Raw genomic sequence first — 15,180 nt, 5'->3', positions numbered from 1 at the left:
CGTGGGTAGGAGGCCCGACGTGAGAGCACTGACCTGGCACGGCATCGAAGACGTCCGCGTGACCGACGTACCCGACCCACGGATCATCGACACCACCGACGCCATCGTGCGCGTCACCTCCACGGCGATCTGCGGCTCCGACCTGCACCTGTACAAGGTGCTGGCGCCCTACCTGCAGCCCGGCGATGTGCTGGGGCACGAGTTCATGGGCGTGGTGGAGGAGGTCGGGCCCGACGTCGCGACCTTGGCACCGGGTGACCGCGTCGTGGTCCCGTTCAACATCTCGTGCGGTCGGTGCTGGATGTGCCAGCGCGGCCTCTTCGCCCAGTGCGAGGTCACCCAGAACACCGAGCAGGGCAAGGGGGCGAGCCTCTTCGGCTACACGAGCCTCTACGGCGCCGTGCCGGGAGGACAGGCGCAGTACGTCCGGGTGCCGCACGCGGACTTCGGGCCGATCGAGCTGCCGGCCGAGCATCCCGACGAGCGCTTCCTCTACCTGTCGGACATCCTGCCCACGGCCTGGCAGGCGGTGGAGTACGCCGAGGTGAACGGCAATGACACGCTGGCGGTTCTGGGTCTGGGCCCTGTCGGCCAGCTGGCGGTGAGGAGCGCCCTGCATCGCGGGGTCGGGCGGGTCATCGGCGTCGACCTGGTGCAGGACCGGCTCGAGCTCGCCCGGAACACCGGCGCCGAGGTGGTCGACGCCTCCGACACCGACGTGGCGCAGGCTCTCAAGGACCTGACGGACGGCCGTGGCCCGGACGCCGTGATCGACGCCGTGGGGATGGAGTCCCATGGCAACCCCTGGTCGGAGAAGGCGATCGGGGCGACGAGCCGCATGCCCAAACCGATCGCCCGGGGTGCGATCGAGCACTTCGGCATCGACAGGCTGTCCGCGCTGCACACGGCCATCGCCTCGGTGCGCCGCGGTGGCACGCTCTCGATCAGCGGCGTCTACGGCGGCATGGCCGACCCGATGCCGATGATGGACCTCTTCGACAAGGGGCTCACCATCCGCATGGGTCAGTGCCACGTGCGCCGCTGGAGCGACGAGCTGCTCGACATCGTGCGGGGTGAGGAGGACGTCCTCGGAATGGAGTCGTTCGCGACCCACCACGCCTCGCTGGAGGATGCCCCGGAGCTGTACAAGCTCTTCCAGGAGAAGCAGGACGGCTGCCTCAAGGTCGTCCTGTCCCCCTGACCGGGAAGACCCCTCGACGGAAGGAGAACCGATGAGCGTCACGAGCTTCCAGGACCTGCCGCTGGCCGACCGCGACCGCGAGTGGGACGGCGACGCCGCCGAGAAGCGGGTCCGCAGCTGGGCGGGCGCGGAGGACGGGCCGAACGAGAAGTACCGCGATGCGCACGTCTGGTACGACGCCGAGAAGAAGGAGAACTTCACGGCGTACAAGCTCCTCATCGCCGACGTCGTCGACGGCCGGCTGCGCGCCGTCCCCCGCGGCGTCATGGCTGCAGCGGCGGTGATGCAGGGATCGCGCGGTGGCGTCGACCTTCCGGACAAGGACCGTGACCGAGTGCGCAGCCACCTGGCGAAGTACTACGCCAAGATGGACGAGGACCCCCCGTGGGAGCGGGACGACGGCTGAGCCGTTGCAGGGCAGGGGCGCCGACCACGCGGTCGGCGCCCCTGCTCGTCCTGCTGCCTCCCGCGCCGCCGCGGATCAGAACACGGCGCCACCGCCGGTGACGCCGAGCACCGTGCCCGAGACGTAGCTCGCGTCGGACGGTGAAGCCAGGAAGACGTAGGCAGGTGCGACCTCCCCGGGTTGCCCGGCGCGACCGAGCGGCGTGTCGGCACCGAACGTCTCGATCTTCTTCGCCTCCCTGGTCGCCGGCTGCAGCGGCGTCCAGATCGGACCCGGAGCCACCGCGTTGACTCGGATCCCCTTGGGACCCAGTGCCGCCGCGAGATTGACGGTGAGGTTGTTGAGAGCCGCCTTGGTCGCCGCGTAGTCGAGCAGCGCAGGCGACGGGTCGTAGGCCTGGATGGACGTCGTGTTGATGATCGACGATCCCGGCCCCAGGTGCGGCAGGGCCGCCTGACAGAGCCAGATGACGGCGTGCAGGTTCGTGCGGAGCACGCGTTCGACGTGCTCCGGCTGGAGCCCCTCGAGCCCGCTGGGCCCGCGGTCCCAGTGGTAGCCGGCGTTGTTGACCAGCACGTCGAGCCCTCCGAGACCGCGCACGGCATCGGCGACCACCTGGAGACACGCCTGCCGGTCGACCAGGTCAGCAGGCAGCAGCACGCACGACCGCCCCGCCTCCTCCACGAGGCGTGCAGTGTCCTCGGCATCGGACTGCTCGGGCGGCAGGTAGCTGATCGCGACGTCCGCGCCCTCACGGGCGTACGCGATGGAGATCGCGCGCCCGATGCCGGAGTCGCCGCCCGTCACGAGGGCACGCAGGCCCTCGAGCCTCCCGTGGCCCACGTACGTCTTCTCGCCGTGGTCGGGCACCGGGTGCATCTCGCTCGTGAGCCCGGGCGGCTCCTGCTGCTGGGCGGGAAAACCGCCCTTCTCGTCGTGGCGCACGAGCTGCTCCGCGCGGTCGGCGATCTCTGACACGGCGCGTCCTTCGTCCTGAGGTTGGGGCTCCATGCACGGTCCCGTACCCACCGCTCCGCCGGGGCAAGCGGACACCCGGACCGGCCCTCATGAGGCCACCTCCCATTGCATACGAGACGAATCCGTGCAATGGTCGAAGTGGCCGAGCGGTCCAACGACAGCGCCGACTCCGTCGCCCATTCCTTGGGAGATGTGTCATGTCGTTCTCCGAGTCAACCGACCCCGCCCAGCTTCGTCCGTCGTTCGCCGAACGTGACGCCGAGACCACCGAGCTCTTCCGACGACTCTCCGTCGCCTCGGAGCACGAGGCAGAGCACCTCGTCGAAGAGATCACCTTGCTCTACCTCGACCTGTGCACCCGCATGGCCGCCCGCTACGACGGCCGGGGCATCGAGCACGACGACCTCGTCCAGGTGGCCCGTCTGGCGCTCGTCAAGGCGATCCGCCGGTACGAGCCCGGCCACGCACCGTCGTTCGCCGCCTACGCGGTGCCGACGATCAGCGGTGAGCTGAAGCGGTGGTTCCGTGACCGCGGCTGGGTCGTGCGACCACCGCGTCGCCTCCAGGAGCTGAGGGCGAACGTCAACACGACGCGGGCCGCGCTGGAGCAGCAGTCGGGCCGGACCCCGAGCGACGCGCAGGTCGCCGACGCGCTCGGGGCGACCCTCGACGACGTGCGAGAGGTCGACGTCGCCGCCACGGGCTTCAGCCCCCTGTCGCTCGACTGCAGCCCGGCCGACGACGACCGGCCCGGGCTGGAGACCTACCTGGCCTGTGACGACCACGCCCTCGAGAGCGCAGACGACCGCGTCTGCCTCACCGAGGCACTCACCGAGCTCGACGACGAGGAGCGCGAGCTGCTCCTCATGCGCTACGTGGAGGGCATGACCCAGCGCGAGATCGGTGACGCCCGGGGCATCAGCCAGATGCAGGTCTCGCGCACCCTTCGACGCATCACCGTGCGCCTGCACGACCACCTCGTCGACGAGGATCGGGCCGTCGAGGGCCACGCCGAGGAACCCCCGCTGACGACTGCCTCCTAGCGTGGCGGCCCACGCGCCCGGTGGCAGGTGTCGTGACCTCACCTGCCTCCGACGAGCAGGAGCCTCCAGCGCCCACCAGCAAGATCCGTGGGTCAGCCGGGCTCGGCCGGGTACGAGGCCGTGGTGAGGACGACACCGATCCCGCAAGACGCACTCTCCTGCAGCGACCGTGACGAGGTCGCCCGCGCGGCGCGGCTGCTCGCCGCGGAGCGCGAGCTCACTGCCGAGCACGTGCGCGACCGGATCCGCGCGGCGGCCTCGCGTGCCGGCATACCGGCCGTCCGCTTGGCGCGCCTGGTCATCGAGGACCGCGCCGCCGCGTCTGGTCGGCTCAACGCTCGACCGGTCCACGAGCCGCCACGAGATGCGCCACGAAGGCAGCCCGTGCAGCAGCCCGGGCGCGAGAGCGCAGGCCCGCAGCCGCGTGGGTCGTCGCGGGCGCGGCGGCAGGCCTGAACGCGCCCGCGGCCGCCTCGGGCCAGTGGAGCCGCCTGCCACGCGAGACGCCCACCCGGAACCCGTGACCGAAGACGGCCTTCCCCGCCGTCTCGCACTCGCGGCAGCCCGGCAGGGCCATGCGCAAAGGGGCGACGTCCGGACACGCCGGCACCCACGAAGCGGGGCCCGTCGTCCGCTGTCGGCCGCTCATTCGTCCGCCGTCGTGACGTCGTGCGGCATCCCGACCGGCTTGGACTCGGGTGATCCCCGCTCTCGCAGGTAGATCGCGAAGACGGCCATCGAGCCGATCGCGAGCATCTCGGACTGCCAGTTCTGCAGGGTGCGTGACCAGAAGTCGGGACCGGTGACGTAGTCGCCCAGAGACACCGGGTCGAGGAGATCACGCATTCGCTGCTCGCTCTCGGCAACATGCCCCGTGACGGCCTGCGCGAGCCACGACAACACGAACACCACGGTCATGGTGATCACGAGGGAGTGCGAGTAGACGGCACGGCGCCAGCCACCGATTTGCGCCCAGCGGGGGGAGTCGGGCCTGGCGAACCGCCCGACGAGCTGCTGCTCGTCGGTCTCCCGCCCGGTGTCCCCCGGCTTCCTCGACTCGGAGGACCCCCGCTGGACGAGCCAGATCGTCAGCAGGATGTACAGCGTGAACTGGAGGTACTCCGACTGCCAGTTCTCGACGAGGTCCACCATGAACGACGAGGACCCGACGTAGCGGACGAACGAGATCTCCTGCACGCCGTCGGTCCTCGCTGTCTCGTTGTACTCGGCCGTGCCTGCGACAGCCTGCCCGAAGACGAAGAGGAGAAGCAGCACTCCGAACACGATCGTCAGGCTGTTGTGCCGCCAGGCGGCCCGTGGTCCGAGCTCGTGACGCCTGCTCATCGGCTCGCCAGCCCGACCGCGAAGGCAGCGACCAGGCCCGCTGCGATCACCAGCACGTAGGTCCAGAACATGACTTTCACGTCACGACCCCTTCACGCTGCACTGGTAGGGCACGGCGTCGTCGGCGGCGTCGCGGGTGCAGCCGGCCGCCGTGACCCTCCAGCCGGTGTCGAAGTGGGCCAGGAAGAGCACCTGGTTGTCCATGACCACCTGTGCACCGTTGATGGCCACCGAGACCGACGTGATTGTGGAGGCGGGACGGGGGGACTCCGACTGCAGTCCCTCGGCGCAGTCTCCGTCACCATCCTGGATCACCTGTTCCAGGGTGCGCGGCGCCAGCAGTGCGCAGGCGGCAGTCGGGTCGGTGCCTGCGAGTCGGGCGAACTCCGTGGCGACCCGCCGGGCCTCCGGCTCGTCGACGGACGAGCACGCCGTCAGCGCCGGTGTCACGATGAGAGCGGCAGCGACAGCCGCAGCCCTGCGGAGGGTCGTCATCACGCAGGATCGATACCCCCTCCGGACCGACCAAAACTCCGACGTGGAAGTCGCGGGATCGGCGCCCTTCCGAGGGGTCCGACCGGGGCGCGGCACGCGGCGACCAGCACACGCCCCGGCTCGTCCGTCACGTCACGTCGGCTCCCGCGCGCTCGACGAGGATCGCCAGGCGCGCCAGCGCCTCCCGGTTGCGCTGGTCGAGGGCGACGTCGCGCAGGATGCGTGGGACGAGTAGCGCCGGGCCCTTCTTGGCGTCCTCCTCCATCGTGACCTCGGTGTCATCACCCTGCTGACGGCAGGTGACCCGGACGACCCCCTCACCCGACGGCCAGGCGCGCACCGTCAGCTCGAGCAGGGTGGGCCGCTCCGAGCGGACGACCGTGGTGAGGTCGTTGATGAGGAGGGGCCACGCACCCACCGAGTGGTGGATCTCGGCGCCCTCCTCGGGCCAGTCCGGCGTGACATCACGCACGCGCGAGGCCCCGACCACCCACTGGCTGTAGCTCCACCCGTTGGCCAGGACGTCGAAGACCCGGTCGGGTGAGGCGTGGATGATGCGCTTGGTCGTGCTCACGATCGCCTCCATGGTGTGCGGATTCGGTGGTGCCACAAGGCTGCTCTCGCGGCGTTGGCGCCGCAGGCGCCGTGCACCCCGCCGCCGGGGTGTGCCGAGGCCGAGGCCAGGTAGAGGTTGCGGACGGGCGTCTCAGCCCGCCCGGAGCCGGCGACAGGACGGAAGACGAGCTGCTGGTGAAGCCCTGCCGTGCCGCCGTTGATGGCGCCCCCGACCAGGTTGCCGTCCATCGCCTCGAGCTGTCTGGGGCCCAGCACCCGTCGCGCCGTGATGCGGTCGCGGAAGCCGGGGGCCCGGCTCTCGATCCGCGCCTCGACGCGCTCGGCCATGGCCTCGAGGTCGGCGTCGTCCCAGGTGCCGCGCACGGTTGGGAGCCCGTCGCCGGCCGTGGCGGCGTCACCCCGGACGCGTTGCGGCACATGGGTGTACGCCCAGAGCGCCTCGCCACCGTGCGGCACGCGCGTGGGGTCGGCAACGCCCATCTGTCCCACGAGCAGAAAGGGCCTCTCGGGCACCAGTCCGGCTGCGACCTTGGCGCCGGTCAGTGACAGCTGGTCCAGGGAGTCGGCGATGTGCACGGTGCCCGGCACGGCGTCGGGCGCATTCTCCCAGGGGACGGGGCCGTCCAGCGCCCAGTCGACCTTCACCGTGGACGGGTCCCACTCGAACCTGTCCATGCGGTGGCGCAGCCGGGGTGGCAGGTGGTCCCACGACACGAGACCGCCGTAGAGCGCCGGCGCAGACACATCGGCGAGGACGGCGCGTCGCGCGGTGATCTCCCGCGACGGCGTGCGCACGGCGACCGCCCGTCCGCCGTCGACGCGTACGCCCGTGGCGGGCTCACACAGGCACAGCTCGCCGCCCTTCTGCTCGAGTCGGCGCACCATCGCGCCCGAGAAGCTCGCGGCACCGCCGCGGGGCACGGGGAAGCCGACGCTCTGGCCGAGCAGGACGAGGAGCAGGCCCATGGCGCCCGACCCGGGAGCCTCCAAGCCGATGTCCGCGTGCGCCGCGTTCCCGGCGACGAGCAGCCGGGCTGCCTCCCCGCCGAAGAGCGTCTCGACGAGGGTGCGTGCGGGCATGAGCATCTCGCGCACGAGCTCGAACCCTCCCGGGCGCAGGACCTGCCGGGCGACTCCCGCACCTCCTCGAACCGGGGGGAAGGGGGTCAGGAGGCACTGGATGAGGTCGTCGCCGACGCGGTCCCACGTGTCGCAGAGCTGCAGCCACGCCTCGCCGTCGCCCGGGAAGTCCGTGTCGAGGGATGTCGCGGTGTCGTGCCGGTCGCGGTGCAGGACCCCCCACCGACCGTCCGGGAAGGAGTGCCCGACGACCGACGGGGCCTGCACCCACTCCAGGCCGTGCTGCTCGAGCTCCAGTCCCGCGATCGTCGGCGAGCCTGCCGCGAGCGGGTAGAAGGAGCTGAAGGTGTCGTGCACATGACCGGATGCGACGCTGTCGTCGCTCCAGACCGCCCCGCCGGGACGATCCTGCTCCTCGAGCACGACGACCGACCAGCCCGCGTCGACGAGCAGGTTGGCGGCCACGAGTCCGTTCGGGCCGCTGCCGATCACCACGGCGTCCGTCGTCGTCACGTCGTCCTCTCACTGGCGGGGCGCTGCCGCTGGTGTCCTACCCCGGCCACCCGGCCACCAAACGCGTTAGAAGCGGGTACGCGACGGGCACGGGACAAGGGTGCAGACATCATCGGGAGGTGCGGCCCGCGGCCCCCTCGTCCTCGTGACGGGTGCCTCGAGCGGGGTGGGGCTGGCCACGGCTCTCCGTCTCGCGCGGCAGGGCCGGCGTCTTGCCCTGCTGGCGCGGGGCGAGGGACCGCTCGAGCGCGCGGCCGAGCAGTGTCGGGCCGTCGGAGCCCCATGGGTCGGCGCCCTCGCGGTCGACGTGCGCGACGACGCCGCTGTCGGCAACGCGGTACGCGAGCTCACGGCGTCGCAGGGTCCGCTCGACGCCGTCGTGTCCAGCGCGGGCGTCGTCGCCTACGGCCGGCTGGACGAGCTGCCGGCCGCTACGTTCGACGGCGTCGTCGCCACCAACCTGCTCGGCTCGGCGAACGTCCTGCGGCACACGCTGCCCGGCATGCGTGACGCGGGCGCCGGCGCCGTGGTGCTGATCGGCTCGATGATCGGCCACATCGCCGTGCCCACCATGAGCGCCTACACCGTGAGCAAGTGGGGCGTGCGAGCCCTGGCCCGCCAGGCCGCGCTCGAGAACCGCGACGTCCCCGGGCTGCACGTGTCCTACGTGTCGCTGCCGGGGGTCGACACCCCGATCTACCGGCAGGCAGCGTACGTGGGCGGCCCGGCGGGGCGTCCACCGCCCGTGGTGTGGTCGGCCGACAAGGCGGCCCGCGTCGTCGTGCGTGCGCTCGACCGATCGCGACCGGTCGTGCACGGCGGTGCGTTCGACGGCGTCACGCGTCTCGGTTTCACGCTGCTCCCCCGCGTCTACGACGCGTGGGTCGGCCCCCTCTTCGACCGCTTCGCCTCCGATCCATCGACCCACCTGCCGCCGCAGGATGGCAACGTCGAGCGCAGTGTCCCGGGGGGCAACCGCCTCGGCGGCGGCCACGGTTCCGGGCCGCGGGCGGCCTTCTCGACGGTGGCGGGCCTGCTGCGCCGCCGCGGCTGAGCCCGACCGCCGGCCGGGTGCGCGGGCGACTGGCTCGCTCAGACGACGAGCGCCTGCGTCGAGACCTCCTTGATCTTCGCGTTGGCCCACGTCATCTGCCGCTTCGTCTCGGCCTGGCACCGTGTCGCCAGCTCGACGAGCTCGTCGTGCACGATCGCCTGGGCCGCCTGGCCGACCATCTCCCAGTCGGTGAGCACGCCCGAGGCCCGTAGGTAGACGTCCTTGAGGTCTCGCACCATGACGAGCTCGGCGTCCTTGGAACGACCCGTGCGCTCCGAGGCCCAGCGCCGGGCCCGGTCGACCAGCGGCGGCGTCCCGTCGGGAGCCGGCTCGAGGTTCTCACCGAACTGCTCTGCCACGCGGGCGATCTCGCGCACGTGACGCAACGACCAGTCGGCGAGGTCATAGCCGAGGTGCTGGATCTCATGATCGACATGGTGCTCGTCGGCCAGTTGCATGAGGGTCCTCGCCAGCTCCGTCTCGTCGTGGTGCAGGTCCCGCAGGACGATCCCGATCTTCATCACTGCTCTCCTCCGGCGGAGTGGTCCACCACGGCCGCCCGCGGCGTCACGGGTGTCGACGAGAGCCCGACCGGTGCAGGGGACGGGGAACCGTCCCCGTCGGCGACCTTGCTCACCGAGCAGGCCGCCGTCTTGAAGATCGGCTGCTTGGATGCGGCATCCCAGTCCGTGAGCGTGAGCTCGTTGGCCGCCCTGCCGTGCTCTCCTGGACGCCACCCCTCGGGAGTGTCCCAGTAGCCGTAGTGGAACGGCAGGAAGACCACTCCCGGGCGTATGCCGCTGACGCGCACCTTCGCGCGGACCGCGCCTCGTGCCGTGCGCACCTCCGCGAGGTCGCCTTCCGCGATCCCGAAGGTGGTGGCGTCGTGTGCTGACAGCTCGACCCAGACCTCCGGCGCCGCGGCCTGCAGCTCGGGTGCACGGGCGGTCCGGGTCCTGGTGTGGAAGTGGTAGACGGTGCGGCCGGTGATCAGCTGGAGCGGATGGTCGTCGTCGGGCATCTCGTGCGGTGGGCGGTAGTCGGCCACCTTGATGACGGCGCGACCGAAGGGGTTGAGGGCCCGGTAGTCCTTGGCCTCCAACGGCGCCCCGGTCACGAGGTCGCGGCCGTAGCTCTCGCACTCCTCGGGTGACGCCCAGAAGACGCCACCGGCATACAACCTCTCGGTGCCGTCGGGGGCGGCCTCGGTGCAGGGCCACTGCACCCCGCCGTCTCGCAACCTGTCGTAGCTGAGGGCGCTGTAGTCGCACGGCCTGCCCCGGCTGCACTCGCGCCAGGCGTCGAAGGCCTCCTGGGGCGTGCTCCACTTGACCAGGGGGCCACCGTCCTTGTCCCGCAGGTCCATCCGGCGGGCGAAGTCGACGAAGATGTCGAGGTCCGAACGCGCCTCACCCGGAGGGGTCGACCGCCTGCTCCGAGAGGTGGACGGTCCGGTCGACGTTGGTGAACGTGCCCGTCTTCTCGCCCCACGCGGCTGCCGGGAGCACCACGTCGGCCAGCTGCGCGGTCTCGGTGAGGAAGATGTCCTGGACGACGAGGAAGAGCCGGTCCTGCGAGAGGATCTCGCGCATCCGGGCCAGCTCGGGCATCGAGACCGCCGGGTTGGTGCCCGACACCCAGAGCAGGCGGATCGAGCCGTCCTCGACGTAGCGCATGATCTGCATCGCGTGGGTCGGAGGGGTGGCGTGCGGGATCTGCTTCGGCTCGATGTTCCACACCTTCGCCAGATCGGCGACGTGGTCCGGGTTGCTCCAGTTGCGGAACCCCGCCATGTCGCCGTCCGCACCGCACTCACGGGTGTTCTGCGCCGTCGGCTGCCCGTTCATCTGGAGGATGCCGCATCCCGGGCGACCGATCATGCCGCGCACGAGGTGCACGTTGTTGACCTGCACCGCGGCGGCGGTGGCCTGGTGCGACTGGTAGAAGCCCTGCAGGACCGTGGACACGAGTGCCTCGGCTTCGGCCAGCAGACGCGCCGCCGCTCGGATCTGGTCTGCCGGCACGTCGCAGATCGCGCTCACGACCTCGGGCGTGTAGCGCTCGACGACCTTGCGGAGGCCGTCGTAGCCCACGGTGTGGCTGCTCACCCAGTCATCGTCGACCGCGCCGGTGGCGACGAGCTCGTGGAGCAGGGCGTTCATCAGCGCGACGTTGGTGCCGGGCCGCGGCGCCAGGTGGACCGTCGCGACCTGCGCCACCGGTGTCGGCCGCGGGTCGACGCACAGCAGCTTCGGGGGGTCGTCGCCCGCGAGCCGGTCGAGGATGCGCATCCAGAGCACCGTCTGCGTCTCGGCCACGTTGTGCCCGAAGAGCGCGATGACGTCGGCGTGGTCGATGTCGGTGTACGAGCCGGGCTGGCCGTCGCTGCCGAACGACTCCTTGAGTGCCTCGGCCGCCGTCGCCGTGCACAGTCGGGTGTTGCCGTCGACGTGGTTGGTGCGGATGCCGCCGTGCGCGACGAGCGCCAGCGTGTAGTACTCCTCGAGGAAGAGCTGACCGGTCGTGTAGAAGCCGACGGCGCTCGGTCCCTGTTCGTCGAGGAGCGCTCGCGTCCGCTCGACGAGGGCGCCCATGGCCTCGTCCCAGGTGGCCTCGACGAGCACGCCGTCCCGGCGCAGCAGTGGTCGAGTGAGCCGGTCGGGAGACTGGATCGCCTGCCACCCGAAGAGATCCTTCGGTCCGAGGCGGCCGTGGTTGACGCGGTCGTCGGGCCGTCCGCGGACGCCGACCATGCGGCCGTCACGGACGGCCACGTCGAAGGCGTCCCCGTTGGAGTGCAACGAGGAGGCGGTCTGCACCCACCGCTCGACGTCCTCATCGCGTATGCCGTCGGCCAGGTGCGTGTCGACGCGGACGGGCCATCGCCCGCCCCTCGCGTACGGTGTGCGCTCGCCCCAGACATCGACGATGCGGTCCTCGGTGGGCACGGGCGGTCCTCCTTGTCGGCGTCGACCCTGTGCCGTCGGCGAGCGGCCGGTCAGGTGAGGACCGCGGTCGGCCCGTCAACGCCCGCTTACCCCTCGACAGGCTCTTCGGTCGCGGGGAAGGAGGCCAGGGGACGACCGGCGAGAGGTCAGCCCTCGAGGTCCCGGGCCGTCCGAGGGAGCGCGCCCGTGCGCGCGACGTCGTCGGCGACCAGACGCAGCTTGACGTTGAGGTTCTGGCTGGCGGCCCGCAGGAGCGCGAAGGCTTCGTCCTCGGTGACCTTGTGGACGTTCATGAGGATGCCGATCGCCATCCCGATGCGTCGGTTGCTGGCGAGGGCCTCCTTGAGGTGGGCCGCCTGTTCAGCGTGGCCCGCATGCATGAGGAGCACCCGCGCGTGGTCGGCGAAGAGGGCACCGGCGATCAGCCCCTCCCCCTCGAACGCCCGGGGAGTCCCTCCGTACAGGTTGAGCGCGCTGCGTTCCGGGTCGTCGCCGAGGTGGAAGGAGAGGATCGAGCGCACTGGCGTCCGTTGGATGGTGAGGCGGCTGAAACCGGGCCACCTCTCGTCCGAGGCGAGGTCGGGGATCCGGACCGGGTCGTCCTCCTTGGCCGCGACGAGGCAGGGGCCGTCGCCGAGGGCGTACTGCAGCTCGTCGACCGTCATGGCGATGCGGTCGGTCGCGGCGAGGCTGCGCGGGTTGCGCTGCACCGGCCAGACCGTGACCCCGGCCCAGTCGCAACCGGGCACCCAGGCGACGGCGAGCTTCACGAGGCGCTCGAGGGCGTCGGCACCGTCACTGCCGTCACCGAGGTACTCGTTCAGCGCCACGAACTCCGACGCGAGATCGGCCGGCTCCGCGCGAGGGTCCATCGCCGCCCTTTCCTGGACACGAGGGCGCACTCGAGGCACCGCTGGTCTGTGGCTCCCGGTTCGAACCACCTCAACCCTAACGTGTGCCGGATGTCCTTCCCAGCCTGGCCGGGCGAGCCGGGGCGTCGGGCGGTAAGTGCGGGTCAGAGCGGGTCAGGTGCGGGTCAGTGCGGGTCGCCGTGCAGCTGGCCTCGGCGAAGGGCCTCGTCGTGCCCCGCCATCCGGCGACGGCGTCGGGGCCAGAACACACCGAGGGCGATCATCCCCAAGCCGAGCACGAGGTGCAGCCAGTCGTCCGCGGCGTTGACCGGGACGACGTTGGCGCTGGACTCCTTGTCGACGAGGAGGCCGTAGAGCCAGAGGACGAGGTAGACGGCCCCGCCGCCGACGAGATAGCGGCGCGCACCGGTCCACGACCTCGAGGCGGCCACGCCGACGACGCCGAACAGCAGGTGCACGACGTTGTGCAGCACGGAGACCTGGAAGAGTCCGATCAGCTTCGCATCCGATTGGTGGCCGGCGAGGCTCAGGTCGTTGTAGTTCGTGGTGATGCCCGGGATGAAGCCGGCGACGCCGACGAGCAGGAAGACGATGCCGACCGCGAGAGCCACGCCCTGCAGGGTGGTCCGTCCCGTACCGGTAGCCCGGGCGTGTGACGTTCGGTCCATCTGATTTCCTTTCCGGCCGTGACACGGGGGCCGCGCGACGACGGTCGCGCGGCCCCGTGCGCTTCGGTGATGCGCAGGTTGCTCCGCTCTTGGCGCCGCGCGCTCAGCCCTGGGTCTGGTCCCTGACCGAGGAGGCCGAGTCGGCGGCGCTGTCGCGCACGTCGCTGGCGGCCTGCTGGCCCTGCTGCTTCACGCCGTCAGCGGCCGAGACCGCGGTCTCCTTGACCGACTGGACCGCTTCCTGGGCGGGCTGCTTCAGGTGGTCCGCCGACTCGCTGGCGACGTCCTTGACGGTGGACTGAGCCTGCTCGAGGACCGGCTGTGCCTTCTCCTTGGCCGACTCCGCGAGCCTGCGCTCCTTCTCCGACGCGGGGAGCAGGGAGCCGACCAGCCAACCCGCCGCCAGAGCGACGAGGCCGGCGCCGATGGGGTTGCTCCGCGCCTTGCTCTGGACGCTGTGTCCCGCCTGCTGTGCCGTTTCGGCGACGCCGTGGGCGACGCCGGAGGCTTGGTCGCCCACGCCGTGGGCGACGTCGGACGCCTTGTCGCCGGCACCCGACGCACTGCCCATGACGTGATCACGCAGGCGGCTCGCCCGCCCCCTGACCTTCTCGGCCTGGCGGTGGGCGATGTGTCCCGGAGACACCGACTCGCCGAGCGCGTTGACGTCGCGGCTCAGGCCGGCGCGGGTGCGCTCGATGTCGGCCCGGATGGCGTCCGGGTCCTTCGCGGACGGTGCGTTCACCACCGGCTCGCTCACGATCGGTGCGTTCGTCACGGGGTCGTTCGTCGTCGGGTAGTCGGTGCTCATGAGGTCTCCTCGTTTCCCTTCAGCGCGTCCGGGACCCTCTTGGCGGTCTCGGTGGTGCGCGGCAGTCCCTGGATCTGCTTGCTGTTCCTTCGACCGGCGGCAGCCAGCACGGCGGCGACGATGCCCCAGACGGCCATGACGATCACTGCTGACCAGCCTCGGCTGTCGAGGGCGCTGGACAGGAACTCCCATACGGCGATGGACAGGAAGAGCAGCGTCATCCAGCCGGCGAGGGCCGCGGCGCCGAACTGTCCGGCCGCCTTGCCGGCGCGTCTGGCGGAGTCGCGCACCTCGGCCTTCGCCAGCTCGACCTCCTGGCGCATCAGCGTGCTGAGGCCCTGGGAGATGTCGCCGACGAGCTCGCCGATGGAGGCGTGCTCGGCCTTCTCGTGGGAGCTCTCACGAGCGCCCTCGTAGGGTCCGGCGTAGGAGGTGCCCTGCGTGCCGAGGCCGCCGCCGAGCTCGTCTCGGGGAACGGTGCTCATCGGCGAGCCTCGCTCTCCCCTTCGGCGTACAGGACATCGGTCTGGTCGGTGCTGTGCTCCTCCGTCACGCCGTCGGTCGCGGTGGTCATCGCGTGGGTGTCCGTGTCGCGCACCCCGACGGTGTACGGCTCGCTACGCACCGGGGACACGTCGGGCGTCAGACCCACTGTGGTCGTGGAAGGCGCTCCCGCGCCACTCGAGTAGCCGCCAGCCGGGAAGGGAGCCGCGCCACCTTGCGTGCCAGATGCGGAGCCGGCCGGACCGGAGGTCTGCTGGTCAGGACCGCTGGCGGTGAGACCACGGGTCATGCGGCCACCGAGCAGCCCGAGGGCCGCCGCACCGAGAAGGAAGGCGCCCGGACGGCGTCGTGCCATCGAGCGCACCTCGTCGAGGACGTCACCGGGCTGTTTGCCGTCCAGCCAGTCGGCGAAGGACGACGCGCGGTCGGCCGCCTGGTGAGCCGCCTCCCCCGCGATGCCTTGCTGCTGTGAGCCGGAGGCCATCTGCCGCAGCTCGTCCGCCAGGGAGCGGAGCCCACCCACGGCGCGCTGGCCCTGCGAGGATGCCTGGCCGTCGAGCTCGGATCGCAGCTGGTCGAAGAGCTGGCGGAGCTGGGTCGTGGCTTCGGAGACGACGTCCTTGGCGCCCGCAGCAGCGGTCTCGGCGACCTGCCGGCCGCTGTCGGCCGCGTCGGACGCCACCGACT

The 15,180-nt window shown here is 71.3% G+C and carries 18 protein-coding genes; 5 read left to right on the top strand and 13 right to left on the bottom strand.

Features of this window, described 5'->3' with window-relative positions; all coding sequences use genetic code 11:
* Positions 1-19: 19 nt before the first annotated feature.
* Positions 20-1,201, top strand: a complete 1,182-nt coding sequence (locus tag ACYVNR_RS10200; RefSeq protein WP_458800222.1) for a zinc-dependent alcohol dehydrogenase — start codon at positions 20-22, stop codon at positions 1,199-1,201.
* 31 nt (positions 1,202-1,232) lie between these two features.
* Positions 1,233-1,607 (top strand): hypothetical protein, encoded by a 375-nt coding sequence (locus ACYVNR_RS10195; RefSeq protein WP_045192642.1) that lies wholly within the window; start codon positions 1,233-1,235, stop codon positions 1,605-1,607.
* A 75-nt stretch (positions 1,608-1,682) separates the two neighbouring features.
* On the opposite strand, the gene ACYVNR_RS10190 is transcribed toward ACYVNR_RS10195, so the two are convergent.
* Positions 1,683-2,618 carry an SDR family oxidoreductase gene (locus ACYVNR_RS10190; protein WP_461047955.1) on the bottom strand — a complete coding sequence of 312 codons (936 nt, stop codon included), beginning with the start codon at positions 2,616-2,618 and terminating at the stop codon, positions 1,683-1,685.
* A gap of 164 nt (positions 2,619-2,782) precedes the next feature.
* On the opposite strand from ACYVNR_RS10190, the gene ACYVNR_RS10185 reads away from it, so the two are divergent.
* Both ACYVNR_RS10185 and ACYVNR_RS10180 read left to right on the top strand, forming a co-directional pair.
* Positions 2,783-3,628, top strand: a complete 846-nt coding sequence (locus tag ACYVNR_RS10185) for a sigma-70 family RNA polymerase sigma factor (RefSeq protein WP_045192644.1) — start codon at positions 2,783-2,785, stop codon at positions 3,626-3,628.
* Between the two features lie 123 nt (positions 3,629-3,751).
* Positions 3,752-4,084: a hypothetical protein gene (locus ACYVNR_RS10180; RefSeq protein WP_461047954.1), complete on the top strand. Its 333-nt coding sequence runs from the start codon at positions 3,752-3,754 to the stop codon at positions 4,082-4,084.
* Positions 4,085-4,273: 189 nt separating this feature from the next.
* Here the strand turns inward: ACYVNR_RS10180 and ACYVNR_RS10175 are convergent, their stop codons facing one another.
* The 4 genes from ACYVNR_RS10175 to ACYVNR_RS10160 form a co-directional block, all read right to left on the bottom strand.
* Positions 4,274-4,972, bottom strand: a complete 699-nt coding sequence (locus ACYVNR_RS10175; protein WP_461047953.1) for a DUF6766 family protein — start codon at positions 4,970-4,972, stop codon at positions 4,274-4,276.
* Positions 4,973-5,053: 81 nt separating this feature from the next.
* Positions 5,054-5,470 carry a hypothetical protein gene (locus ACYVNR_RS10170; protein WP_461047952.1) on the bottom strand — a complete coding sequence of 139 codons (417 nt, stop codon included), beginning with the start codon at positions 5,468-5,470 and terminating at the stop codon, positions 5,054-5,056.
* Positions 5,471-5,594: 124 nt separating this feature from the next.
* Positions 5,595-6,041 (bottom strand): SRPBCC family protein, encoded by a 447-nt coding sequence (locus ACYVNR_RS10165; RefSeq protein WP_458800207.1) that lies wholly within the window; start codon positions 6,039-6,041, stop codon positions 5,595-5,597.
* A complete protein-coding gene (locus ACYVNR_RS10160; protein ID WP_461047951.1) occupies positions 6,038-7,636 on the bottom strand; it encodes a phytoene desaturase family protein in 1,599 nt (532 codons plus the stop codon). Before ACYVNR_RS10160 ends, ACYVNR_RS10165 begins: the two co-directional genes overlap by 4 nt.
* A 100-nt stretch (positions 7,637-7,736) precedes the next feature.
* Between ACYVNR_RS10160 and ACYVNR_RS10155 the strand changes: the two genes are divergently transcribed.
* Complete coding sequence (locus ACYVNR_RS10155) at positions 7,737-8,690, top strand: SDR family NAD(P)-dependent oxidoreductase (protein WP_461047949.1); 954 nt, start codon at positions 7,737-7,739, stop codon at positions 8,688-8,690.
* 38 nt (positions 8,691-8,728) lie between these two features.
* Here ACYVNR_RS10155 and ACYVNR_RS10150 read toward each other — a convergent pair whose 3' ends face one another.
* The 8 genes from ACYVNR_RS10150 to ACYVNR_RS10115 all read right to left on the bottom strand — a co-directional run bounded on the left by ACYVNR_RS10150 (position 8,729) and on the right by ACYVNR_RS10115 (position 15,175).
* On the bottom strand, positions 8,729-9,211 hold the full coding sequence (locus ACYVNR_RS10150; RefSeq protein ID WP_045192649.1) for a hypothetical protein: 483 nt from the start codon (positions 9,209-9,211) through the stop codon (positions 8,729-8,731).
* Positions 9,211-10,056, bottom strand: coding sequence for a molybdopterin oxidoreductase family protein (locus tag ACYVNR_RS10145; protein WP_461047947.1), 846 nt, complete (start codon positions 10,054-10,056; stop codon positions 9,211-9,213). Before ACYVNR_RS10145 ends, ACYVNR_RS10150 begins: the two co-directional genes overlap by 1 nt.
* A gap of 43 nt (positions 10,057-10,099) precedes the next feature.
* Positions 10,100-11,638 (bottom strand): molybdopterin-dependent oxidoreductase, encoded by a 1,539-nt coding sequence (locus tag ACYVNR_RS10140; RefSeq protein ID WP_461047946.1) that lies wholly within the window; start codon positions 11,636-11,638, stop codon positions 10,100-10,102.
* Positions 11,639-11,784: 146 nt separating this feature from the next.
* The gene (locus ACYVNR_RS10135; protein WP_458800198.1) at positions 11,785-12,510 is read right to left on the bottom strand and encodes an ANTAR domain-containing protein; all 726 of its coding nucleotides are present in this window, start codon (positions 12,508-12,510) and stop codon (positions 11,785-11,787) included.
* 164 nt (positions 12,511-12,674) lie between these two features.
* Positions 12,675-13,178: a DUF4383 domain-containing protein gene (locus tag ACYVNR_RS10130; protein ID WP_461047945.1), complete on the bottom strand. Its 504-nt coding sequence runs from the start codon at positions 13,176-13,178 to the stop codon at positions 12,675-12,677.
* Between the two features lie 103 nt (positions 13,179-13,281).
* Positions 13,282-13,989 (bottom strand): DUF3618 domain-containing protein, encoded by a 708-nt coding sequence (locus tag ACYVNR_RS10125; protein ID WP_461047943.1) that lies wholly within the window; start codon positions 13,987-13,989, stop codon positions 13,282-13,284.
* Positions 13,986-14,474 (bottom strand): phage holin family protein, encoded by a 489-nt coding sequence (locus tag ACYVNR_RS10120; RefSeq protein ID WP_082081111.1) that lies wholly within the window; start codon positions 14,472-14,474, stop codon positions 13,986-13,988. Before ACYVNR_RS10120 ends, ACYVNR_RS10125 begins: the two co-directional genes overlap by 4 nt.
* Entirely contained in the window at positions 14,471-15,175 is a 705-nt protein-coding gene (locus ACYVNR_RS10115) for a hypothetical protein (RefSeq protein ID WP_461047941.1), read from the bottom strand. Before ACYVNR_RS10115 ends, ACYVNR_RS10120 begins: the two co-directional genes overlap by 4 nt.
* Positions 15,176-15,180: the final 5 nt, after the last annotated feature.

This window comes from Terrabacter koreensis (assembly GCF_054783315.1).
The sequence above is the reverse complement of the archived record's forward strand: the minus strand, read 5'-3'. Positions and strand labels throughout refer to the sequence as shown.

Coding starts and splice junctions, on each gene's coding strand:
- ACYVNR_RS10195 (WP_045192642.1), top strand. CDS start 1,233: ATGAGCGTCACGAGCTTCCAGGACCTGCCGCTGGCCGACCGCGACCGC.
- ACYVNR_RS10190 (WP_461047955.1), bottom strand. CDS start 2,618: ATGGAGCCCCAACCTCAGGACGAAGGACGCGCCGTGTCAGAGATCGCC.
- ACYVNR_RS10185 (WP_045192644.1), top strand. CDS start 2,783: ATGTCGTTCTCCGAGTCAACCGACCCCGCCCAGCTTCGTCCGTCGTTC.
- ACYVNR_RS10175 (WP_461047953.1), bottom strand. CDS start 4,972: ATGAGCAGGCGTCACGAGCTCGGACCACGGGCCGCCTGGCGGCACAAC.
- ACYVNR_RS10150 (WP_045192649.1), bottom strand. CDS start 9,211: ATGAAGATCGGGATCGTCCTGCGGGACCTGCACCACGACGAGACGGAG.
- ACYVNR_RS10145 (WP_461047947.1), bottom strand. CDS start 10,056: ATGGACCTGCGGGACAAGGACGGTGGCCCCCTGGTCAAGTGGAGCACG.
- ACYVNR_RS10135 (WP_458800198.1), bottom strand. CDS start 12,510: ATGGACCCTCGCGCGGAGCCGGCCGATCTCGCGTCGGAGTTCGTGGCG.
- ACYVNR_RS10130 (WP_461047945.1), bottom strand. CDS start 13,178: ATGGACCGAACGTCACACGCCCGGGCTACCGGTACGGGACGGACCACC.
- ACYVNR_RS10125 (WP_461047943.1), bottom strand. CDS start 13,989: ATGAGCACCGACTACCCGACGACGAACGACCCCGTGACGAACGCACCG.
- ACYVNR_RS10120 (WP_082081111.1), bottom strand. CDS start 14,474: ATGAGCACCGTTCCCCGAGACGAGCTCGGCGGCGGCCTCGGCACGCAG.